We start from the raw sequence: 25,955 nt of genomic DNA on the forward strand, positions 1-25,955 counted from the left end.
GTCGGGGTTGGGGGCATGGGTTGGTTTTCCTTGATTGGGGAGGACGGGAATGACGATGCGGGCATTTCCCATCTGCATCTGCAATAGTTAATTCACTTATTTTGTCAATACTTCATTTACTGTCAACCTCATTCTCGCCCTCTACGCGGGGACAGGCTACGGCAGAAGTCTGGAACTATCCCACGGAAACCTTCAAGGTAAAAGGATTTCCTAAACTTCACTTTCTGGATTCCCACCTGCGCAGGAATGACGATGTGAGGCGTTCTTATTCGAATCCGCTATATTTTGTCTTTCAGACGACCTTCCTACATACGTCCGAAACGTCAGACTTATCCGTTCTTCGGTAATCCTACTGCTTTTCATCACTGCGTGTTGCCAGTGGTGCTGGGTGCTGCCGCGCATGACGATGAGCTGGCCGTGGTGCAACAGGATTTCGTGTTTTTCGCGGGTTTTGTTGTGGCGGAAGGCGAATTTGCGCGTGGCGCCGAAGCTGAGGGATGCGATGACGGTGTTTGCGCCCAGTTCGGCTTCACTGTCGCTGTGCCACGCCATGCCTTCGCCGCCGTGGCGGTAGCGGTTGAGCAGGCAGGCGTTGAAATGGGTGGGGCTGACGGTTTGCAGGTGTTGTTCAACCCGTTCTTTCAGTTGCCGCAGAAACGGTGTCCACGGCAGGGGCTCGCGGGTGATGCCGGAATAGGTGTAGGCCGCGCCCGCTTCGCCGTACCAGGCGATTTGTCGGGCGGTGGTGATGGTTTTGCCGTACAGCCGGACTTGGTCGTGCCGCCAGGGAATGTCGCGCAGCATGGTGTGCAGGCAGACATCGGCTTCTTCGAGGGTGAAGATGATGCCGTAATCATTGACGATGCCGTCGTAGGGTAGGATGTTTGCGTGCGGGTTGGCGGTTTCGGGGAAGAGGTCAAATGTCATCGGGCTCTCCTAATTCGTGCGCCAATATCGCCATTTTACGTCCGCGCTGCCAGCGGTAGCCGCCGATGATGCCGCTTTCTCTGATGACGCGGTGGCAGGGGATGAGTACGGCGACGGGGTTTTTGCCGATGGCGGTGCCGACGGCGCGTGCGGCTTTGGGCGAACCGGCGGCTTGTGCGACTGTGCCGTAGCTTTGCAGGCGGCCAGCAGGGATGGCAAGCAGCGCCTGCCAGACTTTGAGCTGGAACGGCGTGCCTTTGATGTGCAGGGTAACGCTGCCGCCGCAACGGTCGGACGGGCTGCCGAATGCTTTTGCGGCTTGGCGGTGGCACTCGGTTTCCCGTTCAACTAGGCGGGCGTTCGGGTACTCGGCGCGCAATTCGTCCAAGGCGGCAGAGAGGTCGTCTGAAAAACGCATGAAGCAGATGCCTTTGTGCGTGGCGGCCGCCAGCAGGTCGCCGAAGGGGCTAGGAATCAGGCAGTAATCGATTTGTAAGCCCGCACCGCCGTTTTTGTATTCGCCCGGAGTCATTTTTTCGATGTTTATAAACAAATCGTGCAGCCGCCCCGTGCCGCTCAGTCCGCCGCAATGCGCCGCTTCCGCCACGCTTTCGCTGTTTTTCAGGGCTTCTTTGGCGCGGCTGATACTGATGTGTTGCAGCATTTTTTTCGGGCTGATGCCCGCCCATGCGGAAAATTCGCGCTGCAAATGTTCGGGACTGACGTGCACTGCCGCCGCCACCTGCGCCAAATCGGGCTGCTCGGCGGCATGGTCGTAAAGGTATTCGATGGCGCGGGCAATGCGCGCGAACTGTCGGATTTGTTTGGGGTTCATGGGTTGTTCTGTCGTTTTGCGGGATAGGATATAGGAGAATCACTAAAAAATGATAACAATGCAGAGACGTAGTTTCAGACGGCCTCTTTATCGCAAGGGCAACATTGTCTTTTCCACCATCCGCCGGTGGGGGGAGGTTAGGATAGGGGGCAGATTTTGAATGCGGCCGTTACTGTTTTTTAGCCATTTCACTATAGCCTGAAAGCAGATAGGAAGCGACCCGATTGTTGATATGTACTTGAGTACTGAGCCGAGAAGCTGAAACACAAAAAAGCAGCCTGCACATTTGGAAAACAAAGTGCAGGCTGCTTTTCATATGCCGACCACACAAGTATCCATGCTTTCAGGTAGCCTTTATAAACAACAAAAAATAAAACATAAAAGCCAAAAAAAGACCAATTATTTCTTATTGAGAAAATATATTCTTCCCCAAACGGGATTGTTCGCGCAAAAGTTTCCCGTAGAATCATCCGCTTCAAAACGAATTGGGAAACACCATGAACAAAATGCCCGTATTGTTTGTCGGACACGGCAGCCCGATGAACGCGCTGGACGCGGAAAACCCGTTCAACCAAGGCTTCCGCCGCATTGCGCAGAAATTTGCCAAGCCCAAAGCCATTCTGATGATTTCGGCGCACTGGTACGGTAACCGTTTGCAGGTAACGTCTGGCGAACGCCCCGAAATGATTTACGATTTTTACGGCTTCCCCGCAGCACTCAGCCAAGTGCAATATCCCGCGCCCGGCTCGCCCGAACTGGCGGGGCTGGTGCGCTCGCTGTTGCGACCTGAAAATGTGGAAATGAACCCGGAACGCGGCTTCGACCACGGCGCGTGGGCGGTGCTGAAACACTTGTATCCCGAAGCCGACATTCCCGTGGTACAGCTCGGATTGAACCTGATGCAGCCTGCACAATGGCATTTCGATTTGGCGAAAAAACTCGTTCCGCTGCGCGAACAGGGCGTGCTGGTGGTCGGCAGCGGCAACATCGTGCACAACCTGCGCGCCATGCGCCGCGAACCTGCCGCGGGCTACGACTGGGCAATAGACTTCCGCGATGCTATCAACCGTGCCCTTGCCGCGCGGGACAACGACACGCTGGTGCATTACGAACGGCTGGGGAAAGCCGCCGCACTCTCCGTGCCGTCGCCCGAACACTACCTGCCGCTGCTCTACACCGCCGCGCTGCGCGATCCGCAGGACGATATGGAAATGTTTAATGACGAACTTGTCTTCAGCTCGATCAGCATGACTTCCGTTTTGATAGGGTGAGAGACCATGACAAAACAACGCGGACCGGAACCCCTGCGCGCCTGCCCAAAAGCCCGCTACGAAGACGGCTTAGACACGGCGAAATCGGACGTATTGGCTGACGTATTGCGACAAATCGGCTGCACGCAGGCAGCGGAAATCCTGACCAACCTCGCCGCCGAAGCGCAAGCCAAGCAGCGCATTGCCGACGGCGCAAACCTCGTCCGACAATTCGGCGTGAGCGGCGTGCCGTTTGCGGTGCGGCAAACCGAAAGCGGCTGGGTGCAGATTGCTGCGGACAGTTTGCGCTAGATGGGTTGCAGGCGGCTTGAACATGGGTTTCAGGTAGCCTTTGGGCTATTCGGGACTGTTTAAAAACACGAAAAGCAGCCTGCACTAAGTGCAGGCTGCTTTTTCCGCGTCGCAGAAATCCCGTTTCAGTTAGCCTTTTGGCGGTGTTTCAAACACAGTATCCCGCCCCCATTCCTCCGCCAAAAAATCCACAAACGCCCGGATTTTCGGGCTGACGGCGTGTCCTGCGTAATAGACGGCGTTGAACGGGGTTGGCACGGCAAGTCGGCGGTCAGGAAAGAGTTCCGTCAGCCGTCCTGCCGCCAAATCCGCGTCCACCGTGAAATCGGGCAGGCTGGCGATGCCTTGTCCGGACAGGCAGAGCCGTTTGACCGTCTCGCAACTGTCGGCGCAGAGTTTCGGGCGGGCGGTGTATGCCTGTCCGTCGTCGCAGGCTATGTCCCACACGTTCAGCACGCTCGGCTCGCAATAGCCCAGGCAGCAGTGCCGTTCCAATTCGGACGGATTTTGTGGCGTACCGTGTTGCGCCAGATAATCGGGCGCGGCGACCACTTTGCGGTAGCTGTCGAATAGGGGGTGCACGCGCAGGGACGAATCGTCCAGCCGCCCCGCGCGGATGGCGACATCGACCCTGCGTTCAATCAGGTCGATGCGGTTTTCAGATGAGGTCAGCGACACGTCTACCTGCGGATAACGGCGGCAAAACGCTCCGATGAGCGGCACAAGGCGGTTCAACACCAGCGCGGTGGCGGCATCGACACGCAGCAAACCCTGCGGCACACCGCTTGCCGCGCGGATTTCCGCTTCCGCCTGCGCCATGTCTTCCAGAATCTTTTTGGCGCGGCGGAAATACTGCGCGCCTTCTTCGGTGGTGCTGATTTGGCGCGTGGTGCGGTTGAGCAGGGTAACGCCGAGCTTGGCTTCTAGCCGCTTCACGCTGCGGCTGACGGCGGAATTGTCGGTTTCCAGCACTGCCGCCGCGCGGGTAAAGCCGCCGTTTTCCACCACGGCAACGAAAAAACGGAGGTCGTCTGAATGGGTTTGCATTATTTTTTGATTTTTAAATTTAAAATGTTTAGTTATATTGGCGGCAATCTATAACGATGTTACTTCCTTGCTGTAAAATTTTTGAATAATTTTATCTAAATCCATAGGTAAACAATCCATATATAGATACTGCATTTGGACAATAGGAAATAAAGATAACCCACTTCCATCACACATTGTTCCCTGCAACATTGCATTTAATGTCTGAATTCCATTAGAGTTTTGTACAATTTGAATGAGCATGGGTTCAATATAACCATCCCGCTGCCGATTGAAAGCATACATTCCACCATGTATGAATGAATTGGTCGGCTTAATGTGCCGTTCTCTAAATTCTTGAAATAATTGAACTGCTTTGTTCGGTAATTTTCCTGCGTCAACGGCTTTATTCAAATCTGCCAGCATTTCCGTAATATTAGGCATCCAATTCTCTATTTTCTTAACATTCTGTTCGGAAATCGGTTGATGTAAGGCATCGACACGTTCGTCTTTTGCATACCAATATAACCAATACGCACGCAATAATGCTTCGTACTGCAACCGTAACAAACTGGTTGAAGATATAAAGTTTCCATTTCTTGCCAGCGTAAGGATGGCAGAGTGATGCTCTGAAGAGATATCCGCCATAATCAATGTGGCCGATATGCGAGGCTCTGTTTCATCCGTACACGGTATCTTTTTTATTTCTCTAAACATGGCGTTGCAAAATTCTTCAGATTTTGCCAAGAATTGTTTCATTACTGATGTGGTCATTTTCTATTAAAGAGTAAAGATGAAAAAATTGCTGTGATTTTAGCAGAAGTGTTTTGTATATTGATGGATTTATTGTCAATAAAAAACCGCCGATAATCCTGTTTTCACACCACAACAGGAGCAAAAAATGACCTTGAACCAAGATTTGATGAACGCCGTCCGCACTTTGAGCGATGCAGGCTGCCATTACCGTTTGGACGAATTGGCGGGCTGCTACGAGCCTGATTTGCAAATCTTTATCGTCCAGCCGGACGGCAACGTGCTGTCGTTCGATTACGAACAGAACATGGCGTTTTTCCGCGAACGCCGCGATGCGGGCGCACCGCCGATTAACACGTCCATTCATTTCAACATTGCCGAAGTGCAGGGCGGCACAGGCTTCGTTACCGCCACCCGCCGCATGGATTTGGGCTACGGCGCGGGTGAGCAGGAAATCGTGTTTACCCTGATGCTGCGTATCGGGAACGACGGCAAATGGCGCGTGTTCCGCGAGCATGCGGTGATGACTTCTGGGCGGGGATAGCTTTGTTTCCGCATGTTCAGGTAGCCTTTCAGACGGCCTTTCGGTTATTTGATGCGGCCTGAAAGCGGCGTTTCGACTAAGTGAAAAAAGCAGCCTGCACTTTAGAAATTGAAGTGCAGGCTGCTTTTTATTGTGCCGACTTTATGTTTTCAGACGGCCTTCACGTCTCCAAAGCCCTCAGCCATGCCGCCAATCCTTGTTCGAGTTGCGTGCTGGTGTCCGCATCCAGCTTTTCCAGCAGCCGCTTTTCGTTTTCCACATGCGGGAACACGGCTTTTTCAATCAATTCTTTGCCTTTATCTGTCAGGCGGACAAGCAGGCTGCGGGCATCGTCCGGATTGGGCAGGCGGTCGATTAAGCCTTGGTTTTCCAGATTTTTCAGGCGCGTGGTCATGGTGCCGGACGTTACCATCAGCGCTGAAAACAGCTCGGTCGGGGTCAGCGTATAAGGCGCGCCACTGCGGCGCAAAGTGGCCAGCACATCGAACGAGCCTTCGGTTAAACCGTATTCTCCGTAAACTTTTTCCAATTCGCGCACGATTAGTGCAGTAGCGCGTTTCAGACGACCGATTAAAAGCATATTTTCGGCTGCCAATTCAGGCAGTTCCTGTTTCCATTGGGCAACGGCGTGGGCAGGAGCATCGGCGTGTTCGGTCATGTTTTTCTTTCAGTTTTTAAATTCCCACTATTTTATCTTGACTTCAAGCTAATCTCTATTTATATTTATCTTGACTTCAAGATAAATAAACCGGAGAAACCTATGTTTGCCGATAACCAAACTGTTTTAAACGCCTTCCGTTTCCGCCACGCCTGCAAAAGTTATGATGCGGCGAAGAAAATCCCTGCCGATGATTTCGCCTATATTCTGGAAACCGCACGCCTGTCGCCCAGTTCGTTCGGGCTGGAACCTTGGCGGTTTTTGGTGGTGCAGAACCGTACTCTGCGCGAAGAGTTGCGCGGCATCGCATGGGGCGCGGCGGAAAAAATCATGGATTGCAGCCATTTTGTGATTTTGTTGGCGCGCACGCAGGCTGCCATGCAGGCGGATTATCAAGAAAAAATCTGGGGCGGCGCGCATGGAATGCCGCCTGAAACCGTTGAAATGATGCAAAAATTTTTCAAACGGTTTGCCGAAACCGATTTTGCCATTGCCGATAATCCGCGCTCGTTTAACGACTGGGCAGCCAAGCAAACCTATATCGCGTTGGCAAACATGATGACTGCTGCCGCTTTGATTGGTGTGGATTCCACGCCGATTGAGGGCTTTCAAAAGGAAAATGTGGAAAAGTTGCTGTCCGGCAAAGGCTTCATCAATCTTGACGAATACCGCGTCAGCGTCATGGCGGCGTTTGGCTATCGCGCAGGCGAACCCAAGCGCGCCAAAACGCGGCAGGCAGTAGACGATGTGGTTGATTGGATTGAATAAACGCCTGAAAATCAGCAACACAGACATTCACCAGTTGGTATAGTGGATTAAAATTGCAATGATACGGCGTTGCCAACGCCCTTATGTACTACCCCGGCGGGCGTTGCCGCCTTGTCTCATTTTTATTTTAATCCACTATAAAATCAAAAGTCTTGACCGATGGCAGCCTGCATTTGAATGAAGAAGAAGGTTTCCATCGGGGCAAATTTTCCACCCGCTTATTCATTTATTTGGAGGACTTATGCGTTTGCACTATTCCCAATATGCTCTTAATACCTATAAGGCACTGCTGGCCTTGGAAGCCAGCCTCACGCTGGATAGTACCCTGAAAGATTTGGTGAAACTGCGTGTTTCGCAAATCAACGGCTGCATTTTTTGTGTCGATATGCACGTTAAAGAAGCCAAGCTGCACGGCGAGCGCGAACTGCGCCTGCACCATTTGGCCGTTTGGCACGAATCCACCCTGTTTACCGAAAAAGAACGGGCCGCGCTGCAATGGGCGGAAAGCCTGACCCGCATCTCCGAACGGGGTATCCGCGATGAGGACTACGCAGCGGTACGCGCCCATTTTGATGAAGAAGAACTGGTGGCATTGACCCACGTCATCAACACCATCAACGTTTGGAACCGCCTGAACGTGGCTTTTGCCACCCCGGCAGGCAGCATGGACGGCCTGATGGGATTGGAGAAGGCAGGGCTGGTTTAGCCTGGCCTACAAGCCGAACGTGCAAAAAAGCAGCCTGCACTTTATCAAAACCCAAGTGCAGCCTGCTTTTTATATAGTAACTGCTTATTTTTATGTTAAAATAATTGAAATTATAATGATTGAAACTTTATCATGACCTACACCGAATCAGCCATCGAGCACAAATTCATTCAAAAACTGATTGACTTAAAATACACCCACCGACCTGATATTCACGACCGTGAATCGCTTGAACAAAATTTCCGCCAAAAATTTGAGCAGTTAAACCGTGTCCGTTTGACCGATAGCGAATTTGAACGCTTAAAACAGGAAATCATCACCCCCGACGTATTTGCTGCCGCAAAACGCCTACGCGAGACCAATACTTTCACCCGCGAAGATGAAACCCCACTCCACTACACGCTGGTCAATATCAAAGACTGGTGTAAAAACGACTACGAAGTCATCAGCCAACTGCGCATCAATACCGAGAACAGCCATCACCGTTACGACGTGATTTTGCTGATTAACGGGCTTCCGGTAGTGCAAATCGAGCTAAAAACGCTGCATATCCCGCCGATAAAAGCCATTGAGCAAATTATCGACTACAAAAACGATACCGGAAACGGCTATGGCAACAGCCTGTTATGCTTTATGCAGCTTTTTATTGTCAGTAACGAAAGCAGTACCTATTATTTTGCTAATAACTCAAACAAACACTTTACCTTCGCCGCAGACGAACGCTTCCTGCCCGTTTACCATTTTGCCGACGAAGCCAACAATAAAATCAACCATCTCTACGATTTTGCCGATAAATTCTTAGAAAAATGCACCTTAGGCAAAATGATCAGTCGTTATATGGTCTTAGTTGCCAGCGAACAGAAACTGTTGATGATGCGTCCTTACCAAATTTATGCCGTCAAAGCCATTGTGGACTGCATTCATGAAAATCGCGGCAACGGCTATATCTGGCACACCACCGGTTCCGGCAAAACACTGACCTCCTTCAAAGCCTCAACCCTGCTTAAAGATAATTCCGACATCGACAAATGCCTGTTTGTTGTAGATAGAAAAGACCTCGACCGCCAAACCCGTGAGGAATTCAACCGTTTCCAAGAAGGCTGCGTTGAAGAAAACACCAATACCCAAACTTTGGCAAACCGCCTGCTGTCCGACGATTACGCCGACAAGGTTATTGTAACCACCATTCAGAAACTCGGCTTGGCACTCAAACCAAACAGCAAATACCACAACCAATTAAGCACACTCAAAGACAAGCGCATGGTCTTTATCTTTGACGAATGCCACCGCAGCCAATTCGGCGACAACCATCGGGCGATTAAAAACTTCTTCCCGAAAGCTCAGCTGTTCGGCTTTACCGGCACGCCGATTTTCGAAGAAAACGCCAGTTACAAACGCATTGACGGCACAGATGCCACACTTCAGACGACCTTGGACATTTTTGAACAGCAGCTGCACGCCTACACCATCACCAATGCCATTGACGATGGCAACGTCTTGAAATTCCATATCGATTATTACAAAGCCGAAGGTGATAAACCCGTTTCCGCCGCCCATCCCGCCACCAAACAGGCAATTGTCGATTCCATTTTAAGCAAACACGATGCAGCAACGGGCGGCGAACGCCGCTTCAACGCCATTTTTGCCACCGCATCCATTAACGACGCCATCGAATATCACGAATTATTCAAGACCTCCCAAGCCAAGTTGCAAGCAAGCAATCCCGAACTTGAGCCGTTGAACATCGCCTGCGTTTTCTCGCCGCCAGCACAGGTAATGCAGAAAGACGACCGCAAGAACCAATCCGACATCATTCAAATGCAGGAAGATTTGCAACAGGAAAAATTCGATAACCAAACCGATCCTGAAGGCAAAAAAGCAGCCTTAAAAGCTATTATTGAAGATTACAACTGCCGATACCACACCAACCACAGCATCGGTGAATTCGACGTGTACTATCAGGATATTCAAAAACGCATCAAAGACCACCAATATCCCGACAAAGACTATGCGCACAAAAACAAAATCGACATCACCATCGTCGTCGATATGCTATTGACCGGATTCGACAGCAAATATCTGAATACGCTCTATGTCGATAAAAATCTCAAGTACCACGGCTTAATCCAAGCCTTTTCCCGTACCAACCGCGTTTTGAACGCCAGCAAGCCTTATGGCAATATCCTCGATTTTCGAGGACAAGAGGCGCAGGTAGATGAAGCCATCAAACGCTTTTCAGGGCAGGATGCAGACCGCGCCAAAGAAATCTGGATAGTCGATCCTGCAGAAATTGTCATGACTAAACTGCAAAACGCCATAAGCCAGCTTGAAGACTTTATGTCCTCGCAAGGCGTGGCATGTGAACCATCCGAAGTTTATAACCTTAAAGGCGACAACGCGCGCGCTGGTTTTCTTAACCTATTTAAAGAAGTACAACGCTACAAAACCCAGCTAGGGCAATACACCGATTTAAGCGAAGAACAAAAGCAGGAAATAGAAGCCATCCTACCCGCCGATACCCAGCGTGCCTTCAAAGGCGTATATCTGGATATGGCGCAACGTTATAAAGAACAAACAAGTAAAAAAGACGCCGTTCTACCCCAAGAAATTGAACAACTGGATTTTGAATTCGTCCTCTTTTCATCCGCCATCATTGATTACGACTACATCATGCGGTTGATTGCCGAAAACCCGTCTAAACCGAAAAAACAAAAAATGAGCATTCAACAAGTTGAAGAACTCATTGCTTCTAGCAGCGATTTAGTTGATGAAAAAGAAGATATTATCGAATATATCCGTAGTTTGGATTGGAATAAACATACCAGCGTAGATGAATTAAAAACAGGCTATCAGGCGTTCCGCCAAGAAAAAACAGACAAAAAACTGACCGCACTTTCTGCAAAACACGGCATCGCTAACGAAACCTTGTCCGCCTTCATCAACGAAATTATGGACAGAATGATTTTCGACGGCGAAAAACTGACCGACCTGCTCGAACCGTTGGATTTAAGCTGGAAAGAACGCCGTCTGAAAGAACTCGCCCTAATGGACGACCTTGTCCCTTTACTGAAAGGCTTGGCGAAAGGCAAAGAGATCTCGGGATTGAAGGCTTATGAATAAATTACTAAGGAAAATATAATATGTTGACACAACAAGAAGCAGACGCATTATTAGTTTTGGGAAAATATGATTTCAGCAATGATGAATATAAATTTCCCTATTTGGGTGGTTCATTGCGCTTATCACTTCAGTCTATGGATAAGAAAGAAACATTCAATCTTGATGTTACACGGGGTTATATTGCCCTAGAAAAAATCACTTTTCAAACCAGAGCCAGAAAAGCGGTTGTTTTAGTTCGTTTAGATATTGATGGTCCTCCTCATCGTAATCCTGATGGAGAAGAAATTGGCTGCCCGCATATTCATCTTTACCGTGAAGGATATGGAGACAAATGGGCTTATCCATTGCCAGATGAATTAAAATGCGTACTGGATAATCCTTATAATTTGTTGGATAAATTTATGGATTATTGCCACATTATTGGAAAACCTATAATTCAAAGAGAACTTTTCATATGATTGACGAAATTCAAAGGCTGATGGAACAATACCTCCACTGGCTAAAAGACAAAACCGCGCTAAAGCAGATAGATCAAAACTGGATACAAGTTACTACACCACATTTGGATCGGCATAATGACTGTTTGCAATTTTATATACGAAAAGAAGCCAATGGTTTTTTGCTTAGCGATGACGGTTATATCATCCATGACTTAATTAGCTCAGGTTGTGCTTTGGATAGTGAAAAACGCAAAGAACTACTGAAAATGACTTTGGCAGGATTTGGCGTACAGCTTGATGGTGAAACATTGATACTTAAAGCCAGTGCTGAAAATTTTGCCTTAAAAAAACATAATTTTTTACAAGCTATGTTAGCGGTCAATGATCTGTTTTATCTAGCTTCTCCTTACGTTGCCAATCTTTTTTACGAAGATGTGGTGCAATGGCTGGATATATCTGATATACGCTATACACCAAACATCAAATTTACCGGTAAAAGCGGCTTTGACCATATGTTTGACTTCGTTATACCCAAATCTCGCAAACAGCCTGAACGCATTTTGCAAACACTTGGTAATCCCAAGAAAAATGCAATTGAAGCCACTGTATTTAAATGGACAGATACACGCGAAAACCGTGCCTCCGACTCCGAGTTACTCGTTTTACTAAACAACAATGAAACGGAAGTGGCTGCGTCCGCCATTGATGCACTAAAGAATTACGACATCGAGCCTATTCTATGGACGGAACGTAGCCGTGCAAAAGAACGCCTAGTAGCGTAAACACTCAATAACCAAGAGTCAAAAATGAGCCAGATCGAAAAAAACGAGCAAAATACGCAAGAACGAATCATCCCCAAACTACGGTTTCCGGAGTTTCAGACGGCATTGGGTTGGGATAAGCACATACTAAATGACTATTCAGAAATTGTTAGAGGTGGTTCACCTAGACCTATTGATAACTACCTTACAAAAAACATTAACGGCTTAAACTGGCTAAAGATTGGAGATGTAGATAAAGACGCAAAATATGTTACAAAAACAGAAGAGAGGGTGATACCTGAAGCTCTTTCTAAAACAAGAGAAGTCTCTAGAGGAGATTTTATCCTTTCTAACTCTATGAGTTTTGGAAGACCCTATATTTTACAGATTGATACTTGCATTCATGATGGATGGATTGCAATTACAAATATAGATGAAAGGCTAGATAAAAACTATCTATATTATTTAATGCTAACATCCTCTTGCCAAAATTATTTTTTAAAAAATGCTGCTGGAAGCAGCGTATTAAATCTAAATGCCGAGATTATTAAGTTATTACCTATTACTTTACCTAAAATTGAAGAACAACAAAAAATCGCCGATTGCCTGTCTTCCATCGACGAATTAATTGAATTGCAAGAACAAAAACTCGCCGCCTTAAAACAGCATAAAAAAGGCTTGATGCAACAGTTATTCCCAAGCCACAATGATCTGCAAGCAAGCAAGCAAGCAAGCAAGCAAGCAAGCAAGCAAATAGTTTATCCGAAACTTAGATTCCCGCAATTTAAAGATTGCGAAGGTTGGAGGGTTGTCAAATTAGGTAATGTATTCAAAAGAATAACTTTAAAAAATAAAGAGAATAATCAAAACGTATTAACTATTTCTGCACAATACGGTTTAATTAGTCAACTGGACTTTTTTAATAAATCTGTTGCTGCAAAAAATATTACAGGATATTACTTATTGCACAAAGGCGATTTTGCATATAACAAAAGTTATTCCAATGGCTATCCTTGGGGAGCGGTTAAACCACTCAAACTATACGATAAAGGTGTTGTTTCTACGCTTTATATTTGCTTTAGACTTCAAGAACTTTACTCAGAATATGGTTCATTTTTCGAACACTATTTTGAAACTGGATTACAAAACACTGAAATCAGCCAAATAGCTCAGGAAGGAGCAAGAAATCATGGTTTGCTAAATGTTTCAGTTCAAGACTTTTTTGAAAATATAAGCATTTGTCTTCCCTCTTCAAAAGAACAACAAGCCATAGCCGATTGCCTATCATCACTAGACAAGCTGATCAACGAAGAAAATGAACAGATAGGCCGTCTGAAAGACCATAAGCAGGGATTGATGCGGCAGTTATTCCCTAACATTTAGGAACCAATATGAATAATAATCAAATAAAAATTACAACCTACAAAACTATGAAAGGACTTGCCAATAGAATTCGGGACGATTTAAATAATAAAGATTTTGTCTTGCTCTATGCTTACAATGGCACAGGTAAAACCTGCCTATCTATGGAAGTAAAAAAACAAAATCAAAAGAAGAATAATAATCAAACCAACACTCTTTATTTCAACGCATATACTGAAGACTTGTTTTATTGGAATAATGATTTTATCAATGATGGCCATGAACCAAAATTGCTACTAAATTCTGATTCAAAATTCTTTAGCGGATTAAAAGAACTAGCATTGGAAGAAAAAATTTCATTTTATCTGAATCGATATGCGGATTTTGATTTTAAAATTGACTATAAAAATTGGTACATATCATTTACCAATCCAACTCAACCAGATAAATTAATTAAAATCTCGCGAGGGGAAGAGGTTATTTTTATTTGGTGCTTTTTTCTTGCATTATGTCAATTAGTTTCAGATAGACATGAATCTTACCAATGGGTTAAATATATTTATATTGATGACCCTGTTTCATCTTTAGATGATAACAACACCATTTCAATTGCTTGTGATTTGGCAAAATTATTAAAGGAAAATAAAGATAAATTTAAAGCAATCATTTCATCACATCATGGATTATTCTTTAATGTCATGTGCAATGAATTAAAAAAGCAGGAGCATAAGAAATATTTTTTACACAAAGATAAAACGACAAATTATCTTCATCTCCAGTCAACTGACGATGTCCCTTTTTTTCATCATGTAGCCAGCCTTAGTAAGATACAAGCGGCTATTGATAGTGATTCAATATATACATATCACTTTAATATGCTAAGAAGTATCTTAGAAAAAACTTCTAGTTTCTTAGGTTACAATGATTTTTCAGATTGCCTGACAGGTATTGATGATGAGATTCTATATGCTCGAGCTCTAAATTTATTGAGTCACGGTAATCATTCTATTTATGAGCCTAGGGAAATGAATCAAGATAACAAGGATTTATTTAAAGAAATCTTCCAAAACTTCTTAGATAAATGCCACTTTTCTTTACCAAAATTAATCGAGAAGTAGCCATGACCCAAGAACAATTAAACCAACTCGGCAAAACGCTATGGGCAATCGCCGACCAACTGCGCGGGGCGATGAATGCCGACGATTTCCGCGATTATATGCTGTCGTTTCTATTTTTACGTTATCTGTCCGACAACTACGAGCTTGCCGCGCAAAAGGAATTAGGGCGGGATTATCCGCAATTGGGCGATGGAGACAAACGCACACCGCTTGCCGTGTGGTATGAACAAAATGCTGACTTCGTCGCTGATTTTGAAAAACAGATGCGCCGTAAAGTACATTATGTGATTAAGCCCGATTTTCTTTGGGGCAGCATTGCCGAGCTTGCGCGAATACAATGCAGTGAATTATTAAATACTTTGCAAGAGGGTTTTAAATATATTGAAAACGAGTCTTTTGAAAGTACGTTTAGCGGCTTGTTTTCCGAAATTAATTTAAATTCGGAAAAGCTTGGTAGAAGTTACGAAGAACGAAATAAGCGATTAAGCGAGGTCATCAAGAAAATCGCTGAAGGCATCAATGAATTTTCTACCGATAGCGATGCTTTGGGCGATGCTTATGAATACCTGATTGCCCAGTTCGCATCCGGCTCTGGCAAGAAGGCCGGCGAGTTTTATACCCCCCAACAGGTTTCCACGATTTTATCGCGGATTGTTACACTTGACAGCCAAAACCCCGCAAGCGGCAAAAAGAAAAAACTGGACAATGTGCTGGACTTTGCTTGCGGTTCGGGATCTTTATTGCTGAATGTGCGTCATCAGATGGCGGAAGCAGACGGGCATATCGGTAAAATATACGGACAGGAAAAGAATATTACCACCTACAACCTGGCGCGGATGAATATGCTGCTGCACGGTGTAAAGGATACAGAATTTACCATTCATCACGGCGATTCCCTGCTCAATGATTGGGATATTTTGAATGAAATGAATCCTGCGAAGAAGCTGGAATTCGATGCCGTCGTTGCCAATCCGCCGTTTAGCTACCGCTGGGAGCCGAAGGAGGATTTGGCAAACGATTTCCGTTTCAAAAACTATGGGCTAGCCCCTAAATCGGCAGCAGATTTTGCCTTTTTGCTGCACGGTTTTCATTTCTTGAGCGATAGCGGCACAATGACAATCATCCTGCCGCATGGCGTGTTGTTCCGAGGTGGTACGGAAGAAAAAATCCGCACAAAACTGCTCAAAGACGGCAATATCGATGCCGTGATCGGCCTGCCTGCCAATCTGTTTTATTCAACAGGTATTCCAGTCTGCATTTTGGTGTTGAAAAAATGTAAAAAAGAAGACGACGTTTTGTTTATCAACGCCGCCGATTATTTTGAAAAAGGCAAACGCCAAAACCGCCTGACAGGCGAACATATCGATAAAATCGTGGACTGCTACCAATACCGAAAAGAAGAACAAGGCTACTCCCGCCGTGTATCTATGCAGGAAATTGAGGATAACAGCTACAATCTGAATATTGCCCGCTATGTCAGCAACACTTCTATTGAGGAAGAAATCGATTTGGTCGCTAATCATAGTGTTTTGATGGATTTGGATTTAAAAATTAAAGAGGCTACGGCGAAACATAATGAATTTTTAAAGGAGTTGGGGCTACCGCTTCTGCCATGATTGTTATTAAAAAACATCTAAATAAACATTTGGCAAAATGAAAAGCAGCCTGCACGCTTGAAAAAACGTGCAGGCTGCTTTTTTAGCTTCGCAGAAGCCAGTGTTTTCAGGTAGCCTTTAAAGGTCGTCTGAAAAAACTTTTCCCAATCCTGTGGCTTAGGAATCTTGATTTCAAGCTAATTATTATTTATCTTGAGTTCACGTTAAATAATTCAAGCCTTCCAGGAGCAACATCATGCCCAACCGAACCGCTGCCATTTTCACCACCGCGCTCGCCCCGCTGATTTGGGGCAGCACCTATCTGATTACCACCGAATTCCTGCCGCCAAACCGCCCGTTCACCGCCGCGCTTATCCGCGTGTTGCCGGCCGGATTTTTGCTGTTGGCGTGGACGCGGCGGATACCTAAACGCAGCGAATGGCCGACGGTTGTTTTGCTCGGTTTTTTGAACATCGGCTTTTTCCAGGCCATGCTGTTTGTGGCGGCGTACCGTTTGCCGGGCGGACTGGCGGCGGTGCTCAGTTCCACGCAGACGCTGATGGTGCTGGTGTTCACTTGGCTGATTGATAAAACCATGCCGCCCAAAGCTGCTTGGGCTTGGTCGGCAACGGGTGTTTTGGGAATCACGATGTTGGTTTTATCGCCGTCCGCCCGTTATGACGGCACGGGGATTTTGGCGGCGCTGTCCGGTGCGGCGGCGATGGCTTTGGGTGTGTACCTCTCCAAACACAAAAAAACCTCGCTGCCTGTTTTGGCATTTACCGGCTGGCAGCTTTTCATTGGCGGCGTGTTTTTGCTGCCTGTCGCCCTTTTGGCCGAACCGCCGCTTGAATCTTTAAGCCCCGCCAATATCGGCGGCTATCTGTATTTGTGCCTGTTTGGCGCGGTATTTGCTTATGTGTTGTTTTTCAACGGCATCGTGAAACTCTCGCCTGCCGCGGTTTCATCGCTGGGCCTGTTAAGTCCTGTTTCGGCATTTGTGTTGGGCTGGCTGTTTTTGGGACAGGGCATGGACGCAAAATCGCTGTCAGGCTTTGCGTTGGTGTTGGTATCGATATTCGGCGTGCAAAAGGCGGTGAGATAACCCGAATTAATCGTTGCTATGATAAGCAAACGCCGGAAAAGGCCGTCTGAAAACTTTTCAGACGGCCTTCAACGCTTCTTCCGCCCGCAGCAGGGCGGTTTGCTCGTCGGCTTCGACGATGTAGTTCACGCCCAGCGCGGGGGCGAGTTTGGACGATTGTTCGCGGAAGAACGCCAGTTGCGCCGCGTCGGGTTCGATGAGGAGCATGGCGGCGCAGCATTCGGCGAGCTGCGGCCGGTGTGCCTTTATCCATTCGATGTAGGTTTTGCGGTCGGCAATGCGCTGTTCGTCGCTCACCTGTCGCCGCATGGGGGTGCAGACGGTGGCAAAGCGGCGGTTTTGGTTTAACAGGGTTTCGAATTCGGCCAGCCAGTCGGCGAAGTCGGCGACGTGGGTCAGGTCGGTCAGGTAGATGGTGCCTTCGGGCAGGGTTTTGGCGGGGATGAAGTAGTGCATGGGATTCCTTTGGGGGTTAGGTGCAGGTTGGATATTGTTGATGATTAGACTTCTTGTGCCGTCATTCCCGCGCAGGCGGGAATCCAGAATGGAGACTCGAAGGCACTTCTTTATCCGATAAGTTTCTGTGTGGATGAGTCTGGATTCCCGCCTGCACGGGAATGACGATAATCGGTTGTTACGGCCGTTTCAGACGACCTTCGTTATTCCAGTAACCGTAGGTAGGGCATTGATGCCCGATCTACGTTTTTTTCAGACGACCTCTATCATTTCAGCCCCGCCTAAAACTTCCATTCCGCGCTCACGCCTACGCTTCTGGGGCGTTGGTAGAGTGCGTCTTGGCGGTCGGCGCTGGAAATGAATATGGGTCGGCGGCGGTTGAACACGTTGTCGGCGTAGAGCGAGACGCGGCCTTGTTTGAAGTTGTAGGCGGTGTAGAGGTTGACTTGGTTGTATGCGCCGATTTTGCCTGATTCGGCATTGTCGGCGGCGGAATAGTAGCCGCCGTAGAAGCGCACGTCGCCGCCGGCTTCCCAGCCTTTGTCGTTCAGGTATTTCACGCCGATGTTGGCGGTGTATTTTGGCGCGCGGCCGAGTTTGTTGCCTTCGATGCCGCTGTCGGGATAGCTTTTGATTTTGGTGTTGAGCAGCCCCAGTCCGGTGGTGAGTTTCAGGCTGTCGGTCGCCTGCCAGTCGGCGGCGAGTTCTGCGCCGTAGGTGTGGACTTTTTTGGCGTTGCGGATGACGACGGAGTTGGTGCCCAGATAGAAGGGGAGCTGCATGTCGCGGTAGTGGTTCAGGAACAGGTTGCCGGAGAGTTGCAAGCGGCGGTCTGCGCTGCGCCAGCGGGTGTACCACTCGTAGTTGTTCACATATTCGGGTTCATAAGTGTAGGTTACGACAGGGCGGCCGAAGGTGATGCCCGCGCCGCCGGGGTTGTAGCCGCGTGCAGCTTTGATGCCGCTGACCCATTGGTCGGTGGGTTTGAAGGCAATGTCGATTTTGGGCAGGAACACGGTCTGGCCTTTGTCTAAATCGAGGTGCAGTGCGCCGCTGCCGCCGCTTCGTTTGTGCGTTTCTTTTTCAAGGCGGGCGGCGGCTGTGATGTCCCATTTTTCGCTGGGGCTGTATGTGGTTTCGGCAAACAGGGCGCGTACGCTGTTGCGGTCGTCAAAGGTGTTGCGGCCGCCGACGCTGCGGATGTCCACCCATTCGTCTTGTTTGCTGCGGAAGTAGTGAAGCCCGGCAAGGCCTTTCAGACGGCCTTTGTTTGAAAAATGCAATACCGGCTCCCATTGCAGTTCGCGGCCTTTGAGTTCGGCGGGTACGCCTTGCGGGCTGACGGTCATCGGCAGGTGCAGCCGCTCGTTGTGGTAGCGGCCGTAAACCAGTTTGTTTTCCAGTTTCAGATAGTCGTTAAGCTGCCACGATACGTCCCAGATGCCTGATGTCGAGCCGGTTACGAACACGGGCTTTTCTTTTAAAAAACGGCGGCTGGCGGTGTTGCCCATGATTTCGTTTTGCGGCGCGCGCGAACGGATGTGGTTCAGCGTCAGGCGGCTGTAAAAATCGGGATGGTTTTCGGGCGTGAGCAGGAGTTTGAAGCGCACGTTGGTGTTTTCCACACGGCGCGGATTGCCGGTCGGCTCGTAGGACACGAACGGTTCGTAGCTTTCGCGCTGCTGCCGCTCCGCGCTCAATCTGAAGGCAAGGTTGTTTTTCACAATCGGGCCGGACACTACGCCGGCGACATTACGCGTTTTTTGGTTGCCCAAACCCAAGCGCAGCGCGCCTTCCCATTCGTCGGTCGGATCTTTGGAACGCATCACCACCGCGCCCGCCACTGCGTTCTGCCCGCGTACATGGCTTTGCGGCCCGCGCAAGACTTCCACTTGCTGCATGTCCCACAGCGACTGCGTGCCGAAGGCGAATTCGTTGTAAGTGGCGGAGCGGCCGTCTATGGACAGGTTCAGGCGCGGCCTCGTGCCCGCGAAAAACGCCACCGCGCCGACGGCGGGTCCCGAGCCGTCCACGCCGCGCACGGTCGGCAAATCGTTGCCGCTGCCCAAGTCCACCGTGTTCACGGTCTGTTTGAGCAGGTCGGTCGCGGAAAGATTGTGGCCGCTGCGGTCAATGTTCGGCGTGGTGAAAACGCGGTTGGACGTGGCGGTTTCAAAGCCGCTGCGGTTGGTGCGTTCGCCGGTGACGACGACTTCTTCCAACTGCACCTGTTCCGCGTCTTGCGCCGCATCGGCGGCATAAATCCATTCGGAGGCAAAGGCGGCGGCAAGCAGCAGCGGCAAGCGGCGGAGGGCGGGTTTCTGCATTTCCTTATCCTTTCAGACGGCATACGTCGGGGCGGATTGAACATCAGACAATCCAACCGCTCCGGCAGTATGCAAATATTTGTTGTTTACACATTTACATAAAACAAACTATTAATGTAAAGTATAAGAAACAAAAAACAGGAATGCAAGTGTTTATCATTCACTTTACTTCCCCCTCTTTATAGCCAACCATCTTAAAAACAATTCCCTCTCCCGTTCGGCAGGAGAAGGTTGGGGAGGGCGATTCCGCGGCCTTTATGAATTTGGCTTGCTAAGCATCCGACAGCCCTCATCCGTAGGATGGATCGGAGGGACAAGGTTGCCGTTGCGGTAAGAGGTCGTCTGAAACACCGCCCGTATTGCCATTGCCACCGTGGGGAAATATGATAAGTATCCGACTTGCGGATAACTTTAATGAAACCCTTTATCAACAAAATCAAAACCTTCCTACCGTCATGACCGCCAGCAAACAACAAACCATCGCCGACACCGCCCGCCGCCTGTTCCACGAACACGGCTTTTCCGCCGTATCCGTGGGCGGAATCTGCGCCGAGGCCGCCGTCAGCCGCGTTACCTTTTACAAACATTACAGCGGCAAAAACGCGCTCTTGCAGGAAATCGTTACCGAGCAGAAAAACCGCGTCCGTGCCGAATTTGAGGCGCTACTTGCACGGCAGTGCAGCCTGCGCGAAGCCACCGAAGCCGTTTTTGCCCTGCAACGGCAGTCGTTCGACGAGCTTTATTCCGCCTCCTTCCTGCGCGACATCGAAGAGAACACCGATTTGGAGCTGGAGCGGTTTTTCCACGAATTGAACGAAGAAAAATACGCCTTTATGCGCGGCTTCTTCCACACCCTGCAACAACGCCGCCTGATCCAGCCCGATTTGCCGGTGGAACTCATCGACCTGTTCATCCGTCAGGCGGATATATTGATGCGCCATCCGCAACTGGCTGCGCTTTATGCCGCTGCGCCGCAAAAGCTGCCGCAGGATATATTGGGATTGCTGCTGCACGGTTTGGCGGGTGAGAAGGATGAATAATAGGCGGCGTAGGGAAGTGGTGTATGGAAAAGGCCGTCTGAAAGATTGTTTTCAGACGGCCTTTTCGAGTTGGCACAACGGGGGCGTTTAATCGGACATCCGACCCAATAACGCTATGCCCCGCGTTTGGGGTCGTTCGGACGGAGTTGGACGGCGAGGCGGTCGAGGATGCCGTTGACGAATTTGTGGCCGTCGGTACCGCCGAAGGTTTTGGTCACTTCGATGGCTTCATTGATGATGACGGGGTAGGGCGTTTCGGGCATGGCGCTCAATTCGTGGCAGGCCATCAGTAAAACGGCGCGCTCTATGGGGCTGAGGTCTTTTTCGTCGCGGTCGAGCAACGGGCGGATTTGCTGCATGTAGGCGGCGGCGTTGTCGGCGGTGCCGATAACCAGTTTGTTGAAGAGTCCTTCGTCCGCCTTGCCGAATTCGGCCATCTCGCGGATGTTTTTGGCGGCTTCGGCGGCGGGAATGCTGTTGACGGCGGCTTGGTACAGGGCTTGTACGGCAAGCTCCCGTGCGCGGCGGCGGGGTGTTTTCATGGGTTTTCCTTGAGTTCGGGATATTCAGACGGCCTTGCGGTTCCGACCGGTGGCGGTGCCGTTTGGAAAAGCGTGCGGACGGCTATTCGTCTTCTTCGTTAAATTGTTCTTCCAGCAGCAGGTTGACGAGGTTGGCGCATTCGACGGCGACTTTGGCGGCGTCGGAGGCTTTTTCTTCAATGCGGGCAACGGCTTGGTCGTCGTTTTCGGTGGTTAGGATGGCGTTGGCAATCGGGATGTTGTGGTCGAGGCCGACACGGGTAACGCCTGCGCCGGACTCGTTGGAAACCAGCTCGAAATGATAGGTTTCGCCGCGGATGACGACACCGATGGCGACCAATGCGTCATATTGGTTGCTGGCGGCCATGTTTTGCAGCACCAGCGGCACTTCCAGCGCGCCGGGAACGGTGGCGGCGGTGATGTTTTCGTCGGCAACGCCCAGTTCTTTGAGTGTGCGGCAGCAGACTTCCAGCATTTTGCTGCCGATTTCGTTAGTGAAACGCGCTTGTACGATGCCGATGCGCAGCCGGCTGCCGTCCAGGTTCGGTCGGATGATGTTCATGTCGGTTCCTTTTTTTGAATGTTCAGACGGCCTTTGCAAGATAGGCCGTCTGAATGGTTGCTGTCGGGGGGATTGGGGAAATCAGTCTTGCGGCTGCCAGTCGTCCACGGCGCGGAAGCCGCCTTCTCCGTCCGCCTCCCATGCGCCGCCTGCGGGCTGCTCCAGCAGCGGGGCGACGGCGGGATTGGCCTGCACGATTTCGGATACGCTGCATACGGTGAAGTTGGCGGGGTCGGCGGCGTATTCGTCGCTTTCTTCGCCGCTGAAGAAACGCCAGCCGCTGTCGTGTTCGAATACCGGCTCTTCGCGGTAGAGGAACCCTACCGCATCGCCTTGGTTATACACGGTGCGGGCGGCGATGCAGCGGTCGAGCGCGTGGGAGAGGGCTTGGGCAAAAGTGTTCATGTCGGTTGCAGTCAAAATAAGGATGGATTTTACACGATTCGGCTGTTTTCCGCACTTTCCCGCCATCGTGGGCCGGTGCTTTGATGGTACAATACCGCTCGTCCGAACCGTCTGTTTCAGACGGCCTTACCACCTTGCCAGCCCTAAAGTTTTTCTGTATTTGCGCGCAAGTGCAGAAACGCGTTCGGGCTGCTTTGCAGAAAGCAGGAATATGAAACCCGATTTAGTCCGGCAGCAGGCACATCAGGCGATTCAGCGGCGCCTGGGCCATAAGTTCGTCCGTATCGAGCTGTTGCAGCAGGCGTTGACCCACCGCAGTTTCAATGCGAAAAACAATGAGCGTTTCGAATTTGTAGGCGATGCGATTTTGAATTACAGCATCGCCAAAATGCTGTTCGACGCCTTCCCTAAGCTGACCGAAGGCGAGCTTTCCCGTCTGCGCGCAAACTTGGTCAACGAGCATGTGCTGGCGGAAATCGCGCTGGAAATGAACATCGGCGACGGGCTGTATCTGGGGGCGGGAGAATTGAAGAGCGGCGGTTTCAGACGGCCTTCGATACTGGCGGACGCGATGGAGGCTATGTTTGCCGCCGTCAGTTTCGATACCGGTTTTGCCGCAGCGGAAGAAGTAGTGCGCCACCTGTTTGCCGAACGCGTAAAACGGGTGGATTTCAAAAATCAGGGCAAAGACAACAAAACGGTTTTGCAGGAAGCCTTGCAGGCGCGCCATCTGCCGTTGCCGAAATACCGCATCGAAGAGCAGGTCGGCGGCGTGAAGGACAGCCGTTTCGTCGTGTCGTGCGACTTGGGCGAGCTGGGTTTCATCTGTAGGGCGCAGGGAACCAACCGCAAGGCGGCGGAACAGGAAGCCGCTGCGGAGGCGCTGATATGGCTGGAGCGGCAACTGCCTTTGAAGAAAAACAAAAAATGATTTCAGACGGCCTTTTGCCGAAACGGGGCAAGAGGCCGTCTGAATTTAAGAAAGATTGCTTTATGGACATCGAAACCTTTTTAAACAACGAATCGGGCCGCGCAGAAGGCTACCGCTGCGGTTTTATCGCCATCGTCGGCCGCCCGAACGTTGGCAAATCCACGCTGATGAACCATCTAATCGGCCAGAAAATCAGCATTACCAGCAAAAAGGCGCAAACCACGCGCAACCGCGTTACCGGCATTTATACCGACGATACGGCGCAGTTTGTGTTTGTGGACACGCCCGGATTTCAAACCAACCACCGCAACGCGCTCAACGACCGCCTGAACCAAAACGTTACCGAAGCCCTGAGCGGGGTGGACGCAGTAGTGTTCGTGGTCGAGGCCATGCGTTTCACCGAAGCCGACCGAACCGTTATAAAACAATTACCTAAGCATACGCCCGTGATTTTGGTGGTCAACAAAATCGATAAGTGCAAGGCCGACAAATACAGGTTGGAGGCGTTTATTCGGGAAGTCGGCGCGGAATTTGAGTTTGCCGGACACGAAGCGGTCAGCGCGAAACACGGTCTGGGCATCGCCAGACTGCTGGAACGGCTGAAACCCTACCTGCCCGAAAGCGTGCCGATGTACCCCGAAGATATGGTTACGGACAAATCCGGCCGGTTTCTGGCGATGGAAATCGTGCGAGAAAAACTGTTCCGCTACTTGGGCGAAGAGCTGCCGTATGCGATGAATGTGGAAGTCGAACAATTTGAAGAAGAGCCGAACGGCCTCTACCGCATCTATATCGCCGTTCTGGTGGACAAAGACAGCCAGAAGGCCATCCTTATCGGCAAAGGCGGCGAGAGACTGAAAAAAATCTCCACCGAAGCGCGGCTGGACATGGAAAAACTGTTTGATACCAAAGTGTTCTTGAAAGTTTGGGCAAAAGTGAAATCCGGCTGGGCGGACGACGTGCGCTTTCTGAGGGAGTTGGGGTTGTAAACCGATACGGTATAAACAGGCCGTCTGAAAAACCGTTTTTTCAGACGGCCTGTTTATTATTAACTAGCCAAGCAGTTCGGCCAAACGTTTGACAATCTCTTCCGCCGCCCGGCGTTTGTCGGACTCGGGAAAGGAAGTTTCCTGCCGGCCGTCGATAATCGTAATCTGGTTGGTCGCCTTGCCCATTGCCTGCGAAACCTGATTGGCGACCAGCATCGGAACGTTTTTCTTTAAACGCTTGGCGCGGGCGTGTGCCAATACGTTCTCACTTTCCGCCGCAAATCCGACACAGAACGGCGGATTCGGCAAAGCCGCAACAGAGGCCAGAATATCGGGATTCTCAACCAATTCGATAACGGGCGGCGTTCCCGTTCCGTCTTTTTTCAGCTTTTGATTGCTGCTGTTCTTGACCTTATAGTCGGCAACGGCCGCCACCGAAATAAAAATATCTTGAGAAGCAATGCAGCCGTGTACCGCGCGGTACATTTCCTCCGCACTCACCGCCTGAACGGTATGTGCCAATCCGGCGGGAACGGCGGTTTGAAGCTGGCCGTAAACCAAAGTTACCTGCGCTCCGGCCGCACGGCAGGCGGCGGCAAGCGCCATGCCCATCCGTCCACTGGAAATATTGGTAATGCCGCGTACGGGATCAATCGCCTCAAAAGTCGCACCGGCGGTAATCAGAACCTTTTTGCCGTTTAAAACTTTCGGTGTCCACAAATCGGGCAGCAAATCGGCCAATTCGGCCGCTTCAGGCATACGGCCCACGCCCGTCTCCCCGCAAGCCTGTTCCCCGCTGTCGGGCTGGAACACGGTGATGCCGTCTGAAACCAGTTGCCTGATATTGCGCTGGTTGGCCGGATTGAACCACATCTCGACGTTCATCGCAGGCGCCACAGCCAGCGGACATTTGCGGGCCGCCGCCAAATTGGTCAGCAGATTGTCCGCAATCCCGTTGGCGATTTTGGCAACCGTATTGGCCGTCGCCGGAGCAATCAGAAAAACATCGGCCTCGCGCGTCAGATTGATATGCGCCATCCCGTTCTTTCCCGTACCTTCTCCATCGTGAGTGTCGGATAACACGGGGTTTCCGCTCAATGCCTGAAATGTAAGCGGAGAAACAAATTCGGCCGCAGATCGGCTCATGGCAACCGTAACCGAGTGTCCCGCCTTCTTCAAACGGCGGACCAGTTCGCAGGATTTATAAGCGGCAATTCCGCCGCTGATACCCAAAAGGATGTGTTTGTTCATCATGAATGGTTTGATTTGTCGAAAAGATAGACTGCTAAATATAGCATATGGGAAAAGTTAAAAAATAATACAGAACGGCATGAGGATTTTTATCTAAATATTTCTTTGAATAACAGTTATTTGCGGGGTGGGGTAAATTTTTGCGGTTGTTTGACTTGACTGGTGGGGTGTG

Annotated in this window: 26 protein-coding genes; 15 read left to right on the forward strand and 11 right to left on the reverse strand. The window is 49.8% G+C overall.

The genetic code is table 11. The features are described from left to right. Positions 1 to 210: 210 nt before the first annotated feature. Both ACI43T_RS11215 and ACI43T_RS11220 read right to left on the reverse strand, forming a co-directional pair. The gene (locus tag ACI43T_RS11215; protein ID WP_405387122.1) at positions 211 to 927 is read right to left on the reverse strand and encodes an alpha-ketoglutarate-dependent dioxygenase AlkB family protein; all 717 of its coding nucleotides are present in this window, start codon (positions 925 to 927) and stop codon (positions 211 to 213) included. Next, positions 917 to 1,762 (reverse strand): bifunctional transcriptional activator/DNA repair enzyme AdaA, encoded by an 846-nt coding sequence (locus tag ACI43T_RS11220; protein ID WP_405387124.1) that lies wholly within the window; start codon positions 1,760 to 1,762, stop codon positions 917 to 919. The genes ACI43T_RS11215 and ACI43T_RS11220 overlap by 11 nt, the downstream gene beginning before the upstream one ends. A 497-nt stretch (positions 1,763 to 2,259) precedes the next feature. On the opposite strand from ACI43T_RS11220, the gene ygiD reads away from it, so the two are divergent. After that, complete coding sequence (gene ygiD / locus ACI43T_RS11225) at positions 2,260 to 3,033, forward strand: 4,5-DOPA-extradiol-dioxygenase (protein WP_308022985.1); 774 nt, start codon at positions 2,260 to 2,262, stop codon at positions 3,031 to 3,033. A gap of 6 nt (positions 3,034 to 3,039) precedes the next feature. Next, a complete protein-coding gene (locus ACI43T_RS11230) occupies positions 3,040 to 3,324 on the forward strand; it encodes a hypothetical protein (RefSeq protein ID WP_405387126.1) in 285 nt (94 codons plus the stop codon). Positions 3,325 to 3,453: 129 nt separating this feature from the next. On the opposite strand, the gene ACI43T_RS11235 is transcribed toward ACI43T_RS11230, so the two are convergent. Together ACI43T_RS11235 and ACI43T_RS11240 are read right to left on the reverse strand one after the other, a co-directional pair. Continuing rightward, positions 3,454 to 4,371 carry a LysR substrate-binding domain-containing protein gene (locus ACI43T_RS11235; RefSeq protein WP_405387128.1) on the reverse strand — a complete coding sequence of 306 codons (918 nt, stop codon included), beginning with the start codon at positions 4,369 to 4,371 and terminating at the stop codon, positions 3,454 to 3,456. A 48-nt stretch (positions 4,372 to 4,419) separates the two neighbouring features. After that, positions 4,420 to 5,109: a DUF6988 family protein gene (locus tag ACI43T_RS11240; RefSeq protein WP_377081719.1), complete on the reverse strand. Its 690-nt coding sequence runs from the start codon at positions 5,107 to 5,109 to the stop codon at positions 4,420 to 4,422. A 142-nt stretch (positions 5,110 to 5,251) separates the two neighbouring features. Here ACI43T_RS11240 and ACI43T_RS11245 point away from each other — a divergent pair, with 142 nt between their 5' ends. After that, the gene (locus ACI43T_RS11245) at positions 5,252 to 5,647 is read left to right on the forward strand and encodes a Cif family virulence factor (RefSeq protein WP_377081717.1); all 396 of its coding nucleotides are present in this window, start codon (positions 5,252 to 5,254) and stop codon (positions 5,645 to 5,647) included. Positions 5,648 to 5,807: 160 nt separating this feature from the next. On the opposite strand, the gene ACI43T_RS11250 is transcribed toward ACI43T_RS11245, so the two are convergent. Continuing rightward, entirely contained in the window at positions 5,808 to 6,305 is a 498-nt protein-coding gene (locus tag ACI43T_RS11250; protein WP_405387131.1) for a MarR family winged helix-turn-helix transcriptional regulator, read from the reverse strand. A gap of 102 nt (positions 6,306 to 6,407) precedes the next feature. Between ACI43T_RS11250 and ACI43T_RS11255 the strand changes: the two genes are divergently transcribed. The 9 genes from ACI43T_RS11255 (at position 6,408) to ACI43T_RS11295 (ending at position 17,280) form a co-directional block, all read left to right on the forward strand. Next, a complete protein-coding gene (locus ACI43T_RS11255) occupies positions 6,408 to 7,073 on the forward strand; it encodes an NAD(P)H-dependent oxidoreductase (protein WP_377081713.1) in 666 nt (221 codons plus the stop codon). A 241-nt stretch (positions 7,074 to 7,314) separates the two neighbouring features. Continuing rightward, complete coding sequence (locus tag ACI43T_RS11260) at positions 7,315 to 7,779, forward strand: carboxymuconolactone decarboxylase family protein (RefSeq protein WP_377082109.1); 465 nt, start codon at positions 7,315 to 7,317, stop codon at positions 7,777 to 7,779. Between the two features lie 132 nt (positions 7,780 to 7,911). Next, entirely contained in the window at positions 7,912 to 10,899 is a 2,988-nt protein-coding gene (locus tag ACI43T_RS11265) for a type I restriction endonuclease subunit R (RefSeq protein WP_405387134.1), read from the forward strand. 20 nt (positions 10,900 to 10,919) lie between these two features. Beyond that, positions 10,920 to 11,357 carry a DUF6978 family protein gene (locus ACI43T_RS11270; RefSeq protein ID WP_405387136.1) on the forward strand — a complete coding sequence of 146 codons (438 nt, stop codon included), beginning with the start codon at positions 10,920 to 10,922 and terminating at the stop codon, positions 11,355 to 11,357. Further along, positions 11,354 to 12,121 (forward strand): DUF1829 domain-containing protein, encoded by a 768-nt coding sequence (locus ACI43T_RS11275; RefSeq protein WP_405387138.1) that lies wholly within the window; start codon positions 11,354 to 11,356, stop codon positions 12,119 to 12,121. The genes ACI43T_RS11270 and ACI43T_RS11275 overlap by 4 nt, the downstream gene beginning before the upstream one ends. 24 nt (positions 12,122 to 12,145) lie before the next feature. Continuing rightward, positions 12,146 to 13,483: a restriction endonuclease subunit S gene (locus ACI43T_RS11280; RefSeq protein WP_405387140.1), complete on the forward strand. Its 1,338-nt coding sequence runs from the start codon at positions 12,146 to 12,148 to the stop codon at positions 13,481 to 13,483. An 8-nt stretch (positions 13,484 to 13,491) separates the two neighbouring features. Further along, complete coding sequence (locus tag ACI43T_RS11285; RefSeq protein ID WP_405387142.1) at positions 13,492 to 14,580, forward strand: AAA family ATPase; 1,089 nt, start codon at positions 13,492 to 13,494, stop codon at positions 14,578 to 14,580. A 2-nt stretch (positions 14,581 to 14,582) separates the two neighbouring features. Next, positions 14,583 to 16,196, forward strand: coding sequence for a type I restriction-modification system subunit M (locus tag ACI43T_RS11290; RefSeq protein ID WP_405387144.1), 1,614 nt, complete (start codon positions 14,583 to 14,585; stop codon positions 16,194 to 16,196). A 235-nt stretch (positions 16,197 to 16,431) separates the two neighbouring features. Next, entirely contained in the window at positions 16,432 to 17,280 is an 849-nt protein-coding gene (locus tag ACI43T_RS11295) for an EamA family transporter (RefSeq protein ID WP_405387146.1), read from the forward strand. 57 nt (positions 17,281 to 17,337) lie between these two features. Here the strand turns inward: ACI43T_RS11295 and ACI43T_RS11300 are convergent, their stop codons facing one another. Both ACI43T_RS11300 and ACI43T_RS11305 read right to left on the reverse strand, forming a co-directional pair. Further along, positions 17,338 to 17,736: an extensin gene (locus ACI43T_RS11300; RefSeq protein ID WP_405387148.1), complete on the reverse strand. Its 399-nt coding sequence runs from the start codon at positions 17,734 to 17,736 to the stop codon at positions 17,338 to 17,340. A gap of 281 nt (positions 17,737 to 18,017) precedes the next feature. Beyond that, complete coding sequence (locus tag ACI43T_RS11305) at positions 18,018 to 20,063, reverse strand: TonB-dependent receptor (RefSeq protein WP_405387151.1); 2,046 nt, start codon at positions 20,061 to 20,063, stop codon at positions 18,018 to 18,020. 455 nt (positions 20,064 to 20,518) lie between these two features. Here ACI43T_RS11305 and ACI43T_RS11310 point away from each other — a divergent pair, with 455 nt between their 5' ends. Then, the gene (locus ACI43T_RS11310) at positions 20,519 to 21,103 is read left to right on the forward strand and encodes a TetR/AcrR family transcriptional regulator (RefSeq protein ID WP_405387153.1); all 585 of its coding nucleotides are present in this window, start codon (positions 20,519 to 20,521) and stop codon (positions 21,101 to 21,103) included. A gap of 113 nt (positions 21,104 to 21,216) precedes the next feature. On the opposite strand, the gene nusB is transcribed toward ACI43T_RS11310, so the two are convergent. The 3 genes from nusB to ACI43T_RS11325 all read right to left on the reverse strand — a co-directional run bounded on the left by nusB (position 21,217) and on the right by ACI43T_RS11325 (position 22,612). Further along, a complete protein-coding gene (nusB, locus tag ACI43T_RS11315) occupies positions 21,217 to 21,645 on the reverse strand; it encodes a transcription antitermination factor NusB (RefSeq protein ID WP_293279519.1) in 429 nt (142 codons plus the stop codon). Positions 21,646 to 21,727: 82 nt separating this feature from the next. Beyond that, entirely contained in the window at positions 21,728 to 22,207 is a 480-nt protein-coding gene (ribH, locus tag ACI43T_RS11320) for a 6,7-dimethyl-8-ribityllumazine synthase (RefSeq protein WP_009174466.1), read from the reverse strand. Between the two features lie 81 nt (positions 22,208 to 22,288). Then, the gene (locus ACI43T_RS11325) at positions 22,289 to 22,612 is read right to left on the reverse strand and encodes a DUF2185 domain-containing protein (protein WP_377081051.1); all 324 of its coding nucleotides are present in this window, start codon (positions 22,610 to 22,612) and stop codon (positions 22,289 to 22,291) included. Between the two features lie 211 nt (positions 22,613 to 22,823). Here ACI43T_RS11325 and rnc point away from each other — a divergent pair, with 211 nt between their 5' ends. Both rnc and era read left to right on the forward strand, forming a co-directional pair. Continuing rightward, a complete protein-coding gene (rnc, locus tag ACI43T_RS11330; protein WP_405387156.1) occupies positions 22,824 to 23,543 on the forward strand; it encodes a ribonuclease III in 720 nt (239 codons plus the stop codon). Positions 23,544 to 23,605: 62 nt separating this feature from the next. Then, positions 23,606 to 24,532, forward strand: a complete 927-nt coding sequence (gene era, locus ACI43T_RS11335) for a GTPase Era (protein WP_405387158.1) — start codon at positions 23,606 to 23,608, stop codon at positions 24,530 to 24,532. A 63-nt stretch (positions 24,533 to 24,595) separates the two neighbouring features. On the opposite strand, the gene coaBC is transcribed toward era, so the two are convergent. Then, positions 24,596 to 25,783 carry a bifunctional phosphopantothenoylcysteine decarboxylase/phosphopantothenate--cysteine ligase CoaBC gene (coaBC, locus tag ACI43T_RS11340; RefSeq protein WP_405387160.1) on the reverse strand — a complete coding sequence of 396 codons (1,188 nt, stop codon included), beginning with the start codon at positions 25,781 to 25,783 and terminating at the stop codon, positions 24,596 to 24,598. Between the last annotated feature and the right edge of the window lie 172 nt (positions 25,784 to 25,955).

The sequence above is a fragment of the Neisseria oralis genome, assembly GCF_045062685.1.
Classification (GTDB): domain Bacteria; phylum Pseudomonadota; class Gammaproteobacteria; order Burkholderiales; family Neisseriaceae; genus Neisseria; species Neisseria oralis.